This is a genomic window from Aureitalea marina, assembly GCF_002943755.1.
Classification (GTDB): Bacteria; Bacteroidota; Bacteroidia; order Flavobacteriales; family Flavobacteriaceae; genus Aureitalea; species Aureitalea marina.
Genome location: NZ_MQUB01000001.1, coordinates 259,202 through 275,887, shown reverse-complemented (window position 1 = coordinate 275,887; position 16,686 = coordinate 259,202). Strand labels below are relative to the sequence as shown.

The window sequence follows — 16,686 nt, the reverse complement described above, 5'->3', positions numbered from 1 at the left end:
ATTTAGTTTGTTACCTTTTCTAATTATTCTGCGTTATCCAGGAAATCCTTGAACTTCTCGGCCCACTTGTCAAAGAAGCGGGTCTTTTTCTGAGGTTCCGGACCTTCTTCCTGAATTTCCGGTTCGGTTATTTCTTCTTCTGCATGCTCGGCCAGTGATCCGGCCGGTTTCATCTGTGGAACACGCTCGCTGGTTTCCAGGCTGTTGAGTACCAACCCAACAGCTGTGGCATACATGGGCGATGTTGTTTCGCTATCGGAATCCCCCGCTAAATGCTCATTAGGATATCCCACTCGAGTATCCATTCCAGTGATGTACTCCACCAACTGTTTGAGGTGACGTAATTGTGATCCACCACCGGTCAATACGATACCTGCGATCAGCTTCTTCTTTTGTTCTTCGTGACCGTAATTCTTTATCTCCAGGTAGACCTGCTCGATGATCTCCACCACTCTGGCGTGAATGATCTTGGAGAGATTCTTCAAGGTGATCTCCTTGGGTTCGCGGCCTCTGAGACCTGGTATGGAAACGATTTCATTGTCCTTATTCTCTCCAGGCCATGCCGAACCAAATTTGATCTTGAGCAGTTCCGCTTGTTTCTCAATGATGCTACAGCCTTCCTTGATGTCTTCGGTGATCACATTACCTCCAAATGGAATTACTGCCGTATGCCGGATAATACCATCCTTGAAAATGGCCAGATCCGTTGTTCCGCCTCCTATGTCGATCAGGGCAACTCCTGCCTCCTTCTCTTCCTGGCTCAAAACAGCATTGGCCGATGCCAACGGCTCCAGGGTTATTCCGGACAATTCCAAGCCAGCACTCTTAACACATCGACCGATATTTCGGATGGAGGATACTTGACCAACAACCACATGGAAATTGGCTTCCAAGCGGCCCCCGTACATACCAATGGGTTCCTTGATCTCAGCCTGGCCATCTACTTTGAAATCCTGGGGTAATACGTGAATGATCTCCTCTCCTGGTAACATCACCAACTTGTGAACCTGGTTACAGAGTCGATCTATATCCTCCTCGTCGATAACTTCGTCAGAATTGGAACGGGTGATATAATCCGAATGCTGTAAGCTGCGAATGTGTTGACCAGCAATTCCAACCACCACTTCTGAGATCGAATACCCAGAGGAGGCTTCAGCATCCTGAACGGCCTGCTGTATGGATTGAATGGTTTGCGTGATATTGTTGACAACGCCTCTGTGGACTCCCAGACTTTTGGACTTTCCAATGCCTAGTATTTCCATCTTCCCGTACTCATTACGCCGCCCAATCATGGCAACGATCTTTGTCGTTCCGATGTCTAACCCAACCGCTTTTTGTTCCTGTTCCATGGCTTATTTTTTTGTGGCCACTACCTGATTTCCGAATTTCAAATCGACACTTTCGTAATTGACCAGCGTGTTATCTTTTCTTGTTTTCTGATAAAACGCTTTAAAATTCCGAATCTTTTGTGCCAGGGAGGTCGGTTTCCCAAACTGGACCACCAGATCATGCTTTCTCAGATGCAAGGCTAATTCGTCATTGGAATCGATCTGGACACCGACTACCATCTGTTTTAAAAATTCGTCTTGGTCCAATTCCCGTAAAAAAGGAAGTATCACCTGATACTGATCCGGTTGTATTCCCGAAACCAGTGGTACCCTTGCCGAATAGACTTCAGACAGGGGCATTTTCTCCCCCTGGTCGTCCAGATAAAAGGATGGTGATCCAACAACTCTGGCCAATGGCTTTCGCTGCTCGATCCGAGCTCCAACCTGCCCGTCAACTGTAAGAAAAACCTGAGCGTTCTGGACCATTGGATGTGCCTGCAACCTCTGCTCCATTACTCTCAAAACTAACTCATCTTTGTGCATGCCCGAAAGGCTATCTTCATTTTGTATTAACAATTTATTAACCGCATTTCGGCTGATAAATGGAGGGTTTTCGTCGGTGAATTGTACAGAAATATCAGTCAAATTACGAATGCTATTTCGCTGATTACTAAAACCATACAAGCCAGCCAACACCACGATGACCAACAACATGCCGAATATCTTCCAATTAACTCGCATAACTCAAAACCTGGGTTATTTTAGACACTTCTTCTCCGATATCTCCAGCACCAACCATAAGCTTGATCATGCAATTGGAATTGGAGATGGTTTCCGGTAATTCCTCCTTGCGGACCAATGCCGCATCCGGATGCTTCATCAGCCCCATTAACCAGTCTGAAGTGACCCCTTCGATCGGCTCTTCTCTAGCTGGATAGATATCCAATAGAACGACCTGATCAAATTGGTTTAAGCTATTGGCAAAACCAGCAGCAAAATCCCGTGTTCGACTATACAGATGAGGTTGGAAAACGATCAGTTTTCGTTCTCCGGGGTACATTTCATCGACGGCCTGGAACAGCGCATTGATCTCCGTTGGGTGATGAGCATAATCATCGATCAGTATAAGGTCTTCACGCCTGATCCGATAACTGAATCTTCTGTGAACTCCCTTGAAATTAAATAACGCTTCGGGCAGGCGATCGGTCGGGGCACCTGCTAAAATCGCCAGGCCCAAAGCGTTTACCGCATTGTGTAGGTTATGATGTCCGGGTAGGTGAAACACCAAATCTTCCAGTTTTGTATGGGGAGTGATCAGATCGAAGAGATAGCTCCCTTTACTGATCCGTATGTTCGTTGCGTAATAATCGGCGGGTTGATCTACAGCAACCGTACTTCCGTCAAGTCCTGAATCAAGTCCCACCAGCAGCCTGTCATTCTCTGTGATCAGAGCTGAGAACTGCCGGAAGGTATTGGTCAGTTCGTCGGCCGAACCGTAAATGTCTAAATGGTCTGCATCGACAGTAGTAATACATGCCGCCCAAGGACTGAGTTTTAGGAATGACCGGTCAAACTCATCCGCCTCAACGACCGTCCAGCTATCTCCCTGATCGATAAAATTGGACTGGTAGTTCTCCAGTATACCACCCAGGAAAGCAGTAACCGGCATGTCACACGCCGCCATTAAATGGCCTAAGATTGCAGAGGTCGTGGTCTTGCCGTGGGTACCGGCAACGGCAAGACAATTAGTTTGAGCAGTAACTAGCTGCAGCAGGTCTGCCCGCTTTAACAGCTCAAATCCAGAATTTTCAAAATGGGTGAAAATGGTATTACTGGTAGGTATGGCAGGAGTGTATATCACCCTAACATTCTCTGGCCTCCATCCATGCATTTCAGGGCTTACTATGTCCAGATAATTGATTGTAATTCCCTCCTCCTCTAACTGTTCAGTTATTGGACTTCTGGTCCTGTCATATCCGCTAACAGCGTATCCACGCGCATTGAAATATCGGGCTAAAGCGCTCATTCCTATTCCGCCTATGCCGATAAAGAACAACTCATCTATGTGCTTCAGACCCTTCATTCAGTTGGCAACAGTTTTACGACTTCATCAACAATATCAGAAGTTGCATTTGGCCTGGATAAGGCCTTGATCTTCTTCCCCAATGCTTTCATCCCTCCAGCATCGGACAGTAAAGACCCAAGCTTTTGGGCAAATTGTGCTTCCAGTTCCGACTCTGGTATAAGTATGGCACCTCCCTGTTCGGCTATGGACTTGGCGTTCTTGGTCTGATGATCTTCCGCCACATTGGGTGATGGAATGAAGATCACTGGTTTGCCCACCAGGCATAATTCTGAAACCGAGAGAGCCCCGGATCTTGAAATGATCAGGTCTGCCACCGAATAGGCCAGATCCATCCTATCGATAAAGGCCACTACACGAACAGATGTACTGTCGTATTGTCGGTAACTTTCATAGTACCCCTTACCACATTGCCAGATCAGTTGTATTCCCAGCTTATCAAACAGCCCTAGGTTGTCCATGATCAATTGATTGACACGAGCAGCTCCTAAACTTCCGCCCAAGACCAAGAGTGTTGTTTTCTGTTCATCCAGTTTGAAATGAGCCAGTCCAGCATGCTTATTCTCGGATACTCCTATCAAGTCCGAGCGGACCGGGTTTCCTGTATAGACGATCTTCTCCGCGGGAAACTGACTTTCCATTCCAGGATAGGCCACACATATTTTGGAAGCTCCTTTGCTCAACCATTTGTTGGTAATTCCCGCATGACTGTTCTGTTCCTGTATCAAACTGGGTAGGCCAGCTCGTGTAGCGGCCTTCAGCAATGGGGCACTCGCATAACCCCGGTGCCAATGGCCACATCCGGCTTAAATTCCCTGATGATCTTCCGGGATTTCATCAGACTACTGAGTAGCTTGAACGGTACAGATAAATTCTTCAGCGTCAATCTTCTTTGTATTCCTGCAATGGGCAATCCCACAATCTTATAACCAGCTTGGGGCACCTTCTCCATTTCCATTCTACCCAATGCTCCCACAAATAGGAACTCCGCTTCCGGGAATCGGGCTTGCAAACCTCTGGCAATAGCGACTGCCGGGTAGATGTGCCCACCCGTTCCTCCTCCTGATATGACGAATCTATAAGGCCTCACTTAATATATCCAGTGGATTTTCTTCTTGTTCTGTATTCGCTTTAACTGCTCTTTTTGCGCTGACGCTTAACACCATTCCCATAGCCAGACAGGTCATCCAGATGGAGGTTCCTCCACTACTGATCAGTGGTAAGGTCTGACCGGTAACTGGAAACAGTTCTACAGCCACGGCCATGTTGATCATAGCCTGGAAGATCATGGGCAAGCCCACGCCTACCACCAACAGTTTCCCGAAAACCGAATCCGCCTTATGAGCCACAATAACCAACCTGAACAGCAACAATAAATACAGGAACATAAGGGTTAGGGCTCCTCCCAGTCCAAACTCCTCCACGATGATGGCGTAGATAAAGTCGGAGGACGATTGAGGCAGAAAATTCTTTTGCACGCTCTTCCCTGGGCCTAAACCCGTGAGCCCTCCTGAGGCGATGGCGATCTTGGCTTTTTCGATCTGATAATCGGCTTCGGTATCTTGCTTATCCGTAAAATTCTCTATCCGGGATATCCAGGTATCCACCCTATTGGGGAACACATCGGGAAAGGCCTTGGCCATCAGGATAAAGAAGGTGAGCAAGATCAAACCTGCGCCTAGGACTACACCCAGGTAGCGCAGCGGATAACCCCCTATGAAAACCAGCACAACCACCATGGCAAAAATGATTGCAGCGGTCGAGAAATTGGCTGGTAAGATCAGGGCCAGCACTATAAAAACGGGAACCCATAAGGGTAGGATTGTTTCTTTGAAGGTAACCGTCTTGTCCTTTATGCGGGACAAATAACGGGCCACATAGGTCAGTAATACAACAGCCGCAAGTGTCGAGGTTTGAAAAGTAACCCCAACAAAGGGAACACGGATCCAACGGCTGGCATTAGCCCCGTCTATGGTTGTTCCCTGGCTCAGGGTGATGACCAGCAACACGATGACCACCGGCAATGCAATAACGGATAGACCCTTGAAATAGCGATAAGGTATCCGATGCACCCCATAGAGTATGGCAAATCCCAGTAGCAAATGGGCCGCATGCTTGATGAGATATCTGAAGGTATCCCCGTCCCCGTATAGATATGCCAGGTTACTACTGGCGCTGTAGACCGGCAAAAAGGAAAACAAGGCCAACAGGGCCAAAACAGCCCAAATGGTTCGGTCTCCACTAATATGCTGGAACAGAGTCTTCATCCTTACAGGTTTCTTACTGCTTCTTTAAATTGTTTTCCTCGGTCTTCGTAATTCTCAAACAGATCGAAGCTGGCACAGGCCGGTGAAAGCAAGACCGTATCTCCTTTTTTCGCCAGTCTGTAGGCTACCTGAACGGCATCCGACATGGAATGAGCTTCTATCATCAGATCGACCACATTCCCAAAGGCCGAGATGATCTTATCATTTTCCAACCCGAGACAGATAATAGCCTTCACCTTCTCATTGACAAGCGGCAGCAGTTCACTGTAATCATTGCCTTTGTCCACCCCACCTACGATCCATACAGTTGGACTGGTCATACTTTCCAAGGCATAGAAAGTAGCGTTGACATTGGTCGCCTTGGAATCGTTGATATAGTTGACCTGGTTGATCTTCAAGACCTTCTCCAGCCGATGCTCAACAGCCTGGAAATTCTCCAGGCAGGCCCGAATGGTCTCTTTCCTGATCTGGACCAAGGTGGCCACGGTAGAGGCCGCCATGGCATTCTTGATGTTGTGTTTTCCCTGAAGGTTAAGTGTTGCAACTGGCATGATAAATTGGGTATTGTTTATATTCACTATTATGTTTTCGTCTTTTACATAGGCCCCTTCTTCCAAGATTCTCTCCAAGGAGAACGGGATCAATCGAGCTCGAACCGGGTGGACTTCCATTCCCTTCCGAATGATAGGATCATCTGCATCATAAATGAAATAGTCATCCGCAGACTGATTCATGGCAATTCTAAATTTGGATGCCACATAGTTTTCCAGTTGATAATCATACCGATCCAGATGATCTGGTGTGATATTGGTCAACACCGCTATATGCGGCTTAAAATCTGCTATACCATCCAACTGGAATGAACTCACCTCCAGCACGTAATTTTTAACCGTCCTGTTGGCTACATCCAGGGCGAAGCTGTCACCGATATTACCGGCTAAACTGACATCCAACCCACCTTTATCCAGCAGATAATTGGTCAGAGTAGCGGTAGTGGTCTTACCATTACTACCAGTAATAGCCACCAATTGAGCATCCGTAAACCGGGAGGCAAATTCCACCTCCGATATAACCGGGATGCCGGCTTCGTTCAATTGCCGTACAATCGGTGCCGTATCGGGGATACCCGGGCTTTTAACGACTAATTCCGCCTGGAGAATTCGAGCATCGCTATGCCCGTTTTCCTCCCACTCGATCTCATGATGTAAAAGAACTTGTTTGTACTTTTTTTCTATTTGGCCAAAGTCTGATAAAAAGACTTCGAAATTCTCTTTCTTCCCCAGCACTGCCGCACCGGTTCCACTTTCTCCCCCTCCAAGAACGACCAGTTTAACATTCACACTACCTGATCTTAAGTGTAACTATGGTCAGTATGGCCAGGACAATACCTACAATCCAGAATCGGGTCACGATCTTGCTCTCGTGATATCCCTTCATCTGGTAATGATGATGCAAGGGTGACATTTTGAAAATTCGTCTACCCTCTCCATATTTCTTCTTGGTGAACTTGAACCAGCTAACCTGCAGCACCACCGATAGGTTCTCCATCAGGAAGATCCCACAGAGTATGGGGATCAACCACTCTTTCCGAATGGCAATAGCTATCACCGCGATGATTCCTCCTATGGTCAGGCTACCGGTGTCCCCCATAAAAACTTGGGCCGGGTAGGCATTGTACCACAGGAAACCGATCAAGGCTCCGACAAATGCTGTAATGAAGATGGTGATCTCACCCGTATTGGGCAGATACATGATGTTGAGATAATCGGCAAAGATGAAATTGCCGGAAACCCAAGCAAAAATGGCCAGTGTGACCCCAATTATAGCCGAGCTTCCTGCCGCCAGCCCGTCAATTCCGTCCGTTAGGTTGGCACCATTGGAGACCGCCGTAATGATAAAGATCACAATAGGTATGAACAAAATCCAGGCATAAGAGCGATATTCTTCTCCTGCCCAGGTCACCAGTTTCTCATAGTTTATCTCATTGTCCTTCACAAAAGGGATGGTGGTCAACAAGGTCTTCTCTTCCGGGTAGAACTTATCCTTGGAGGTGAGATTCTCTGTCTGTTCAACCTGAACCGTATCCGACTTTTGACGCTGTACGGTTACTCCCGGATGGAAATACATAGTTGCACCTACGATGACCCCAAGACCTACCTGACCAACTACCTTGAACTTGCCAGGTAAGCCTGCCTTATCCTGCTTGAATTTCTTGATATAATCGTCTATAAAACCAATGGTTCCCATCCATAAGGTAGTTACGATTAGCAGGATTACATAGATGTTCTCCAATTTTGCGAACAAGAGGACAGGAACAATGGTAGCAAGGATTATGATTATTCCTCCCATGGTTGGAGTGCCGGCTTTCTGCTGCTGCCCTTCTAGCCCGAGATCACGAATGGTCTCGCCCACCTGTTTGCGTTGCAGATAACTGATGATCTTCTTACCGTAGACCGTAGCAATGGTCAGTGAGAGAATGACAGACATGGCCGCACGGAAGGTGATGTATTGGAACAGTCCTGCACCGGGCAGGTCGTAGGCTTTATCCAGATATTCGAAAAGATAGTACAGCATCCTTATTTATTGAGCGCGTTTAGGTATTCATTGACTATTTCAAAATCATCAAAATCGTGACGCTTACCAGCAATCTCTTGATAGGTTTCATGGCCTTTTCCCGCTACCAGGATAATGTCCCCCGCATCGGCTAATTGGCAAGCTGTTTGAATAGCTTGCCGCCTATCTGTAATAGAAAGCATTCTGTTAAAGTGCTCCGGAGAGACCCCCTCGACCATGGCTTTAATAATGGCTTCCGGGTCCTCAGACCTGGGATTATCGCTGGTAAATATGACCTTATTACTGGATGCCGCTGCTATGGCCCCCATCCTGGGGCGCTTTTCCCTGTCTCTGTCACCTCCACAACCTACCACGGTGATCAGGGTCTCATTACCAGTACGGATCGCATTGATGGTAGACAGTACATTCTCCAGGGCATCGGGAGTATGCGCATAGTCCACTATGGTGGTGATCTGACCCTCGGTTAGATTGTATTGAAACCGCCCATCAACACTCTCCAGCGTGCTCAGCAGTTGCAAATTCTCCAAGCAATCCATGCCTAAGAGATCCGCGGTTGCGTAAACGGCCAATAGGTTGTAGGCATTAAAGGCTCCGATCAACTTGACCCAGATCTCATTGTTCTCGATCTTGAGCAGCAGTCCATTGAATTGGTTCTCCAATATGCGGGCAGAATAGTCTGAGACTGACTTGAGGGAGTAGGTCTTCTTTTTTGCACGCGTATTCTGGAGCATATAGGCTCCATTCTTATCGTCCACATTGGTCAGGGCGAAAGCAGATTTGGGTAATCCGTCGAAGAAGCTTTTCTTCACATCCCGATAAGCCTTGAAAGTCTCGTGATAGTCTAAATGATCGTGACTCAGATTGGTAAACACACCCCCGGCGAAGCTAAGACCTGCAGTACGCCCCTGGTCGATCCCATGGGAGCTAACCTCCATAAAGCAATATTCAATTCCCGCTTCCAGCATCTGACTCAGATAGTAATTGATGGTCAGTGAATCCGGGGTGGTATGGGTTGCGGCATACTCCTGATTCCCAACCATCACTCGAACCGTAGATAGCAAACCTGTAGCGTAACCGGCAGCTCCAAATAATTGGTACAACAAAGTGGTGACTGTGGTCTTGCCATTGGTCCCGGTTACACCCACCAGGGTCAAGGAAGCCGAAGGATTGTCGTAATAATTGGAGGCCATAATTGACAGTGCGTCCTGGGAGTTACTGACCTCCACATAGGTCACTCCGTTGATGACCAACTCCGGAATCTCTTCGCACACTACTACTAATGCACCTTGTTCACAAGCCTTACGGATGTAATCATGACCATCTGCCTGCGTACCTCTTATTGCCACAAACAGATCGTTCAGTTGAACCTTACGGGAGTCGAAATGAATATTCTGAATGGCGGCCGCAGTACTACCGATCACCTTTTCGATGGTCACACCGTAGAGTATGTCCCGTAGAATCTTCATGAAAGCGTAAGTACGATTAGTTGGCCTTTATTCAGTTTACCTCCGGAGGAAAGAGATTGCTTACTTACTGTTCCAGCACCAATGACTTTGACTTCAAACCCAAGATTCTCCAACAAGGCAATAGCATCCATTCCAGCCATCCCAACTACATTAGGCACCTGGGTATGTCCCGCTTGTGCCTGTGCGAAGTAATCCAGGTAATCGTCCTTTACAACTTGGGTTTCATCATCTAATTGACGGACCTCGTCCATCAAAGGACTATCGGTAAATATTTTTTGAGCGATCCGCTTGAAGACTGGTCCGGAGACATCCGCCCCATAATAGCCCTTCTTGATACTCGGCTTATGGATGACCACTATGCAAGAGTATTTCGGATCTTCGGCAGGGAAGTAACCGGCAAAGGAGGAGATATAGCGCTTGTTCTCTTCCCAATCCGGGAACCAATATTCTGTCCTGGCCGTTCCGGTCTTACCGGCCATGGAAAAATGCTCGGAGTATAGCCCTTCTCCAGTTCCTCTAATTACAATATTCTTCAGTATGTCCTGTATCTTTGAAAGAGTCACATCAGAACAGATCTTGGGATGCATCACCTCTGTATCGAAATACTGAACTTCTTTGTTCATGACCCGGATCTCTTTAATAAACCGAGGTTTGACCATGACACCGCCATTTGCGATTGCGTTATAGAATGTCAGGGTTTGAAGGGGAGTCATTTGTAAGTTGTAGCCATAAGCGATAGATGGCAGAGCGTTCTTGCTCCATCGGTCATGCCCAGGACCGGGAATTAAAGGATTGCCTTCTCCCTTAATAGGAATCCCGGTTGGCTGATCCAGTTTCCACTCCAGCAAATGGTCGATGAATTTTTGAGGCTGATCCGCGTAATTGCTGTCGATAATAGTGGCCAACCCAATATTGGAAGACACCTCCAATGCTCGGGCAGCCGATATTTTTCCGTATCCGCCTCGACGGGAATCGTGGATCAAACGTCCGTAGAATTTTTTTGAACCTGCCTTGGTGTCGACCACGGTCATGGTATCGATAACCTTGTCCTCCAAGGCTGCCATCATAGCGATCACCTTAAAGGTAGAGCCCGGCTCATGGCTCTCGCCAACGGCATAGTTGAGGCGCTCGTAGTAGGTTCCGTTCTTGGTTCGACCCAAATTAGAAACAGCCTTGATCTCTCCGGACTTTACATCCATGACCACGACCGATCCGTGCTCAGCTTCGTAATACTCCAATTGCTTGAGCAGGGCATGATGAGCAATATCCTGAATGTTGACATTGATGGTGGTGATGATGTCTAGACCATCTTGAGGCTCTACTTCATTCTCGTCAGAGACAGGCTTCCATTGCCCCTTGGCGATCTTTTGCTGAAGGCGTCTACCGGCTTTGCCGGTCAAATACTCATTGAAAGCCCCTTCCAGACCAACGTCATAATGTCCGGGTTGCTGACGACTTTCGTTACCCACAATACGCTCTCCAACCTTACCCAAAGGATGCTCCCTGACGGTGCGTTGGTTGACTATAAAACCACCTCTGTACGGTCCTAGCTTAAACAATGGAAAGCCTTTGATCTTCACATAATCCGAATAACCCAGGTCCTCTGCGATGAAGAGATAGCGGTTCTGATCCGCCCTTGCCTTGCGGAGCCTGTCCGAATGATAGGCAACAGATCTTCCAAGCATCTGACTCAGTGCCTTGGACAGATCCTCCAACTGGGCATTGAAATCTGCCTGAGAGACGGTTACGGCATCAAATCGAATCTCGTATTTGGGAACAGAGGTAGCCAGTAAGCTGCCATCGTCTGCATAAATGTTGCCACGATTGGCCTCAATGACATAGTTTCGCATGGTGTTCTCCCTGGCCAGGTCGCGGTAGCGGTCTCCCTGAAGGAACTGAATATCGACCAACTTGAATACGATGGCCAAGGCAAAGATGAACATGCCCCCAGCAACGAAGTACAACCGATTCATGATATGCTTGGGTTCTGTCGCCATGATTCAGTCTTCGGAGTTAATTAAGATCTTTTGCGGAGGGGTCTCGCTGGGAGCCAGTCCCCTATTAGCCATAACGGAGATGATCCGACTTTCAAAACGCAGCTGCATCAATTGCATCCGAACATCCACATACTGACTATTCAGTTCCTTGACCTCATTGTTCAGTTGAGCAATGCGATGCACCTTCTTGTCCGCGCTATGCGAACTGGCCACCATGATCAGTGCCAATACAGACAAAAAGATGATGAACCGCCAATTCTTTAAGGAATCGTCGGAAATAAGAAATTTTCCCTTGACAAGGTTATAGAAATTCCGCTTCATAGTCGTTCGGCTATTCTGAGTTTGGCGCTCCTGGCCCGGTTATTAGTTTGGATCTCATCCTCCGAAGGGATAATGAACTTACCCACCGGCTTGAATGGAACCGACACCCTACCGAAAACATCCTTCTCTGGTTCTCCCTCAAATAGTCCATTGCGCATGAAGCGCTTGACCAGACGATCTTCCAGCGAATGGTATGAGATCAGACTCAATCTGCCACCGGGCTTCAACACATCCTGGGATTGGATCAAGAACTCCTTCAAGGCCTCCAATTCGCCATTTACTTCGATACGAATAGCCTGGTAGATCTGAGCAAGGATCTTATTCTCACGGTGTCTAGGTAAAAAACGACCTAAGGCTTGCTTTAATTGCGCAGTAGTCTCAATTGGATGCTGTTGTCTAAAGGACACTATAACCCGTGCCATTCCCGCTGCCGCCCGCAATTCTCCGTATTGATAGAATACGTCCCGGAGCTGGGCCTCGGTATACTCATTGATCACTTCGTAAGCAGACACAGGACTGTCCTGATCCATCCGCATATCCAGACGCCCATCGAAGCGAGTAGAAAACCCGCGTTCCGGCTCATCGAATTGATGGGAGGACACTCCAAAATCTCCCAGTATACCATCTACTTCCCGATACCCATGAAAACGCAGGAATCGTTTGAGATGACGAAAGTTCTCATTGATGAGCAGGAAACGCGGATCGTCGATAGCATTTTCTAAAGCGTCCTTGTCCTGATCGAAGGCCACCAATCTGCCTTCCGGACCTAAGCATTTAAGAATTTCACGCGAGTGGCCGCCGCCGCCAAAGGTCACATCCACATAAACCCCATTGGGTTGAATGTTTAGTCCCTCTACGGTTGCCTGAAGCAAAACCGGCTTATGGTATTCCATTAGCAGCATCATTCGCATCCCCCATCACCTCCTCAGCCAAATCAGCAAAGTCATTGGCTGCGTCGTCAATGGCTTGTTCGTATTTCGATTTATCCCAGATCTCGATAATGTTGATGGCAGAATTGAGCACGACCTCTTTTTCGATGCCGGCCACAGCTATCAGATCCCGAGGGATCAAAATGCGTCCTGCAGCATCTAATTCCAGGGTTCTTACCCCGGCAGTGAACCGTCGTATGAAATCGTTGTTCTTGCGGTTGAAGCGGTTGAGCTCGCTAACCTTTTCCATCAACTTGTTCCATTCTTCCATTGGATACAATTCCAGGCAAGGCTGGAATACAGCACGCTTGACCACAAAACCGGAAGAAGCCACAGGATCCAGTTGTTTCTTCAAACTGGCTGGCACCTTAAGACGTCCTTTATTGTCTGCCTTACATTCAAATGTCCCGATTAGGTTGAGCATTTACGCGCTATGAAAGAGTGGATGATTGATTCAAATATAGCCAAAGTTTCCCACTTTTTCCCACTTTTTGACACTTTGTTGATAAGTTTTCCCACTCGGCGACATAACCACTCAAATTGCTGGTATTAATCCGTTTGAATGCCGTTTCTGAGTAAGTCATTCTCAAGCTCCGCAAGCAGTTCTTGCCAAAACCTTTTCATGAAAATTTGATTACTTTTGCTCTGTTCATTTTTTGACGCGCATATGGCATATCCATTAAAGAAGGAAGGGAAATACTCTTACCTGGAACTTGGAGAAGGAACCCCGATCATAATCATGCACGGCCTCATGGGAGGACTAAGCAACTTTGACGGGGTTGTTGATTTTTTCCCGGCCAAAGGATACAAGGTTGTGATCCCGGAACTACCCATTTACACTATGCCTTTACTTAAAACCAATGTGAAGAGCATTGCCGTCTACGTCAAAGAATTCATCGACTATAAAGGATATGAGGAAGCAATACTGCTGGGGAATTCCCTGGGAGGCCACATCGGCTTGTTGTGCACCAAATTATATCCGGAAAAGGTGAAAGGACTAGTTATTACCGGGAGCTCAGGATTGTACGAAAGCGCTATGGGAGAAACCTATCCTAAACGTGGCGATTACGACTATATCCAGAAGAAGGCAGAAGCCGTCTTCTATGATCCGGTAGTTGCCACCAAGGAGATCGTAGACGAGGTTTACGCTTCGGTTAATGACAGGAACAAACTGATCCGCACCCTGGCAATAGCCAAGAGCGCGATCCGGCACAATATGGCCAAGGACCTGCCACACATGAAGAATCCCACCTGCATAATTTGGGGCAAGAACGATACGGTGACCCCACCTGAAGTAGCCGACGAATTCCATTTATTGCTTCCGGATTCAGATCTGTACTGGATAGACAAATGCGGTCATGCAGCCATGATGGAGCACCCTGATCTTTTCAATGAGCTACTCTACGGCTGGTTACAGAAAAGAGGATTTTAATTCACCGACATGAAGATCAGCTCAGCCCGTTTTGTGATGAGCAATAGCGATGTGGCCAAATGCCCGGACCATCGCCTGCCCGAGTACGCCTTTATCGGCCGGTCCAATGTGGGGAAATCCTCCTTGATCAATATGTTGATGGAGCGAAAAAGCCTTGCCAAAACTTCCGGACGACCTGGAAAGACCCAGTTGATCAATCATTTTATTGTAAACGAAGAGTGGTACTTGGTCGATCTTCCAGGATATGGTTATGCCCGGGTCTCCAAAAAGGCAAAAAAGACCTTCCAAAAGTTTATCACTCAATATTTTGAAAAGCGCAAACAGTTGGTTTCCGCGTTTGTGCTGATCGATTGCCGCCACGACCCGCAACCTATTGACATGGAATTCATGAATTGGCTGGGATCCAACGGCATTCCTTTTTCCATGGTCTTTACCAAAGCGGACAAGTTAAAACCTCAGGCCCTGCAGCAACAGATCGACAACTACCTGGAAAAAATGCTGGAGCATTGGGAGGAGCACCCTCCTTATTTTGTGACCTCTTCCAGCAAACGAACAGGACGAGATCAGCTATTGGAATATATCGATAGTATTAACCGGGAAGTATCCGGCCGTTGATCAGGTCGATCAGCTCTTGTGGCTGGGCCATCTCGGCTAATTCTTCATTACTTATCAATACCTGAAGTCCTTCAGAACCCGCCTCCAGCACTATTGGGAAACTAAATTTAGGCAACCATTTGGATCGAAATTGCCGCTGGAACTCATCCCGGTGAAGAAATAGAAATTCGTGTTCTGAAGATTCTCGATACGCCTTCCACTGTTCCCGTTCACTGAAAACACCATGAGTAATGGAGCAAAGTGCGCAATCATAGGTAGAAGGGCTGATCGCTTTATGGGCGCTATCCAACATGGCGTTAACAGCTCCCGAGTCTGCGTTGTAGACAAAGATCAGCTTCACGACTTGCGTCCCAACTCCAGTTTTTCGGCAAAGTAATCGCAGAAGTCGCGCATAGTGGCACTCATCTTCTGATCGCCAGTAGCACGCTCAAAGGTGTCCGACATGGCCGTTAGGGTCTGATGGAAGAACACCTTCATCTCGTCCAGAGGCATATCCTTGGTCCAGAGGTCGATCCTAAGGGCTTCCTGGGCCTTGTGATCCCAAACCGATAAGAGTACCGCCTTGGATTCTTCATTATTCACTCCACCGTCCGGTGCAGACCAGTTTAGTTTTTCCGGAATCTTATTCTCGTCCAATTGGACTTCGATCTCGATCTTAGATTGATGTGCGGCCATTATTTGCTGGGTTTGTATTTGGATTGTTCGTAAATGGTTTTGTAATCGCTACTCAGTAGTTGCTCCAAATCCCCATCTTGTCTTGCAACATATGCTCCGACCATTTGCCAGCCAATATAACGGCCTATCATACCAGGGGATTCGTTGTCTATCTCCAAATAGAATTTGGAAAACGGAGCCGGATTGATGAACCTGGGTGACAATTTAGGGTCGGTCAGATAGAGCATCTCCTTTTCGATAAAGTACCTCCAGATCTCTACCTCGTTCTCCTGGGCCCATTGCAGTTGCTCGGGCAAATAACCAATAAGGGTATTATCGGATACGCCTGGCAACAATAGCGACTTAATATAAAGGACCTTCCCGTGATAGATCATCTGACCCAACAAAGTTCTGTCCGATGGTGGAGGCACCACCCGCTGTGCATAGATTTGAGCAAGGTCAGCTTTAATCCGCCCAGGTCTCATATTCTGAACAACATAGCGAGGAATATTCTGGTAAAAAGGATGTTCCTCCCCAAGGTAATTATCCAGACCCAACACCAGCATCTGATCCGTCAAAACGATGGGGTTCTGATAATCTACATCTGTGGTAATGGTGAATACCTGGGGAACATCGAAATTTGGAAAATAATAAGCTAAATGCCGATAGAAATCCTCCAGCTCTACTGTTAAACCACCCCCTGGAGGGTATTGACTTAAAACTTCCGTCCGCAGCTCTTTTTGTAAGGTATCATTGATCATACTCACCCAAAGACTATCTCCGTATTGCTCCGGAAAGAACTGAGGATATTGCCGTTTCAGGCCGGGTAAGGTGGCCTCATTCGCCTGGTCAAACAATAGCTCGAAGCGGGTTAGATCGACCTCTACAGGGATGGCCGAGATCTCTTCCTCTAATCGATTTTCATCGGCACATGAAAGCAAGAGAACGAAACTCAGAAATAGGATATTCCAACTATTTTTCACAGTTCAGATTTATCTGACAAACGAACAGAGAATTTAT

At 47.3% G+C, this 16,686-nt stretch carries 16 protein-coding genes and 1 pseudogene; 2 read left to right on the top strand and 15 right to left on the bottom strand.

Features of this window, described 5'->3' with window-relative positions; all coding sequences use genetic code 11:
• Nucleotides 1-23 precede the first annotated feature (23 nt).
• The 12 genes and pseudogenes from ftsA to mraZ all read right to left on the bottom strand — a co-directional run bounded on the left by ftsA (nucleotide 24) and on the right by mraZ (nucleotide 13,389).
• A complete protein-coding gene (ftsA, locus tag BST85_RS01295) occupies nucleotides 24-1,349 on the bottom strand; it encodes a cell division protein FtsA (RefSeq protein WP_104811608.1) in 1,326 nt (441 codons plus the stop codon).
• A gap of 3 nt (nucleotides 1,350-1,352) precedes the next feature.
• A complete protein-coding gene (locus BST85_RS01290; RefSeq protein WP_104811607.1) occupies nucleotides 1,353-2,069 on the bottom strand; it encodes a cell division protein FtsQ/DivIB in 717 nt (238 codons plus the stop codon).
• Nucleotides 2,059-3,411 carry a UDP-N-acetylmuramate--L-alanine ligase gene (locus BST85_RS01285; protein WP_104811606.1) on the bottom strand — a complete coding sequence of 451 codons (1,353 nt, stop codon included), beginning with the start codon at nucleotides 3,409-3,411 and terminating at the stop codon, nucleotides 2,059-2,061. The genes BST85_RS01290 and BST85_RS01285 overlap by 11 nt, the downstream gene beginning before the upstream one ends.
• Nucleotides 3,408-4,501: pseudogene (murG, locus tag BST85_RS01280) on the bottom strand (undecaprenyldiphospho-muramoylpentapeptide beta-N-acetylglucosaminyltransferase). Before murG ends, BST85_RS01285 begins: the two are co-directional and overlap by 4 nt.
• The gene (locus tag BST85_RS01275; protein WP_104811605.1) at nucleotides 4,488-5,678 is read right to left on the bottom strand and encodes an FtsW/RodA/SpoVE family cell cycle protein; all 1,191 of its coding nucleotides are present in this window, start codon (nucleotides 5,676-5,678) and stop codon (nucleotides 4,488-4,490) included. The pseudogene murG and the gene BST85_RS01275 overlap by 14 nt, the downstream one beginning before the upstream one ends.
• 2 nt (nucleotides 5,679-5,680) lie before the next feature.
• Nucleotides 5,681-7,018 carry a UDP-N-acetylmuramoyl-L-alanine--D-glutamate ligase gene (gene murD / locus BST85_RS01270; RefSeq protein ID WP_104811604.1) on the bottom strand — a complete coding sequence of 446 codons (1,338 nt, stop codon included), beginning with the start codon at nucleotides 7,016-7,018 and terminating at the stop codon, nucleotides 5,681-5,683.
• Between the two features lies 1 nt (nucleotide 7,019).
• Nucleotides 7,020-8,252 (bottom strand): phospho-N-acetylmuramoyl-pentapeptide-transferase, encoded by a 1,233-nt coding sequence (mraY, locus tag BST85_RS01265; protein ID WP_104811603.1) that lies wholly within the window; start codon nucleotides 8,250-8,252, stop codon nucleotides 7,020-7,022.
• Nucleotides 8,253-8,254: 2 nt separating this feature from the next.
• Complete coding sequence (locus tag BST85_RS01260; RefSeq protein ID WP_104811602.1) at nucleotides 8,255-9,718, bottom strand: UDP-N-acetylmuramoyl-L-alanyl-D-glutamate--2,6-diaminopimelate ligase; 1,464 nt, start codon at nucleotides 9,716-9,718, stop codon at nucleotides 8,255-8,257.
• Nucleotides 9,715-11,715 carry a penicillin-binding protein gene (locus BST85_RS01255; RefSeq protein ID WP_104811601.1) on the bottom strand — a complete coding sequence of 667 codons (2,001 nt, stop codon included), beginning with the start codon at nucleotides 11,713-11,715 and terminating at the stop codon, nucleotides 9,715-9,717. Before BST85_RS01255 ends, BST85_RS01260 begins: the two co-directional genes overlap by 4 nt.
• Nucleotides 11,716-11,718: 3 nt before the next feature.
• A complete protein-coding gene (locus tag BST85_RS01250) occupies nucleotides 11,719-12,036 on the bottom strand; it encodes an FtsL-like putative cell division protein (protein ID WP_104811600.1) in 318 nt (105 codons plus the stop codon).
• The gene (gene rsmH, locus BST85_RS01245; RefSeq protein WP_104813849.1) at nucleotides 12,033-12,929 is read right to left on the bottom strand and encodes a 16S rRNA (cytosine(1402)-N(4))-methyltransferase RsmH; all 897 of its coding nucleotides are present in this window, start codon (nucleotides 12,927-12,929) and stop codon (nucleotides 12,033-12,035) included. The genes BST85_RS01250 and rsmH overlap by 4 nt, the downstream gene beginning before the upstream one ends.
• Entirely contained in the window at nucleotides 12,916-13,389 is a 474-nt protein-coding gene (mraZ, locus tag BST85_RS01240; RefSeq protein WP_104811599.1) for a division/cell wall cluster transcriptional repressor MraZ, read from the bottom strand. Before mraZ ends, rsmH begins: the two co-directional genes overlap by 14 nt.
• A gap of 243 nt (nucleotides 13,390-13,632) precedes the next feature.
• Here mraZ and BST85_RS01235 point away from each other — a divergent pair, with 243 nt between their 5' ends.
• Nucleotides 13,633-14,397: an alpha/beta fold hydrolase gene (locus tag BST85_RS01235; protein ID WP_104811598.1), complete on the top strand. Its 765-nt coding sequence runs from the start codon at nucleotides 13,633-13,635 to the stop codon at nucleotides 14,395-14,397.
• Between the two features lie 9 nt (nucleotides 14,398-14,406).
• A complete protein-coding gene (yihA, locus tag BST85_RS01230) occupies nucleotides 14,407-15,012 on the top strand; it encodes a ribosome biogenesis GTP-binding protein YihA/YsxC (RefSeq protein WP_104811597.1) in 606 nt (201 codons plus the stop codon).
• Here yihA and BST85_RS01225 read toward each other — a convergent pair.
• The 3 genes from BST85_RS01225 to gldB are packed head-to-tail and all read right to left on the bottom strand — an operon-like array spanning nucleotide 14,987 to nucleotide 16,649.
• Complete coding sequence (locus BST85_RS01225; protein WP_245917607.1) at nucleotides 14,987-15,352, bottom strand: GTPase; 366 nt, start codon at nucleotides 15,350-15,352, stop codon at nucleotides 14,987-14,989. The two genes, yihA and BST85_RS01225, sit on opposite strands and share 26 nt — an antisense overlap.
• Entirely contained in the window at nucleotides 15,349-15,687 is a 339-nt protein-coding gene (gene gldC, locus BST85_RS01220; protein ID WP_181039930.1) for a gliding motility protein GldC, read from the bottom strand. Before gldC ends, BST85_RS01225 begins: the two co-directional genes overlap by 4 nt.
• Nucleotides 15,687-16,649, bottom strand: coding sequence for a gliding motility lipoprotein GldB (gene gldB / locus BST85_RS01215; RefSeq protein WP_104811595.1), 963 nt, complete (start codon nucleotides 16,647-16,649; stop codon nucleotides 15,687-15,689). Before gldB ends, gldC begins: the two co-directional genes overlap by 1 nt.
• Nucleotides 16,650-16,686 lie beyond the last annotated feature (37 nt).

Bases quoted from the DNA above. Each gene is read 5' to 3' on its own strand.
- ftsA (WP_104811608.1), bottom strand. From the start codon at position 1,349: ATGGAACAGGAACAAAAAGCGGTTGGGTTAGACATCGGAACGACAAAG.
- BST85_RS01290 (WP_104811607.1), bottom strand. From the start codon at position 2,069: ATGCGAGTTAATTGGAAGATATTCGGCATGTTGTTGGTCATCGTGGTG.
- BST85_RS01285 (WP_104811606.1), bottom strand. From the start codon at position 3,411: ATGAAGGGTCTGAAGCACATAGATGAGTTGTTCTTTATCGGCATAGGC.
- BST85_RS01275 (WP_104811605.1), bottom strand. From the start codon at position 5,678: ATGAAGACTCTGTTCCAGCATATTAGTGGAGACCGAACCATTTGGGCT.
- mraY (WP_104811603.1), bottom strand. From the start codon at position 8,252: ATGCTGTACTATCTTTTCGAATATCTGGATAAAGCCTACGACCTGCCC.
- BST85_RS01260 (WP_104811602.1), bottom strand. From the start codon at position 9,718: ATGAAGATTCTACGGGACATACTCTACGGTGTGACCATCGAAAAGGTG.
- BST85_RS01255 (WP_104811601.1), bottom strand. From the start codon at position 11,715: ATGGCGACAGAACCCAAGCATATCATGAATCGGTTGTACTTCGTTGCT.
- BST85_RS01250 (WP_104811600.1), bottom strand. From the start codon at position 12,036: ATGAAGCGGAATTTCTATAACCTTGTCAAGGGAAAATTTCTTATTTCC.
- rsmH (WP_104813849.1), bottom strand. From the start codon at position 12,929: ATGGAATACCATAAGCCGGTTTTGCTTCAGGCAACCGTAGAGGGACTA.
- mraZ (WP_104811599.1), bottom strand. From the start codon at position 13,389: ATGCTCAACCTAATCGGGACATTTGAATGTAAGGCAGACAATAAAGGA.
- BST85_RS01235 (WP_104811598.1), top strand. From the start codon at position 13,633: ATGGCATATCCATTAAAGAAGGAAGGGAAATACTCTTACCTGGAACTT.
- yihA (WP_104811597.1), top strand. From the start codon at position 14,407: ATGAAGATCAGCTCAGCCCGTTTTGTGATGAGCAATAGCGATGTGGCC.
- gldC (WP_181039930.1), bottom strand. From the start codon at position 15,687: ATGGCCGCACATCAATCTAAGATCGAGATCGAAGTCCAATTGGACGAG.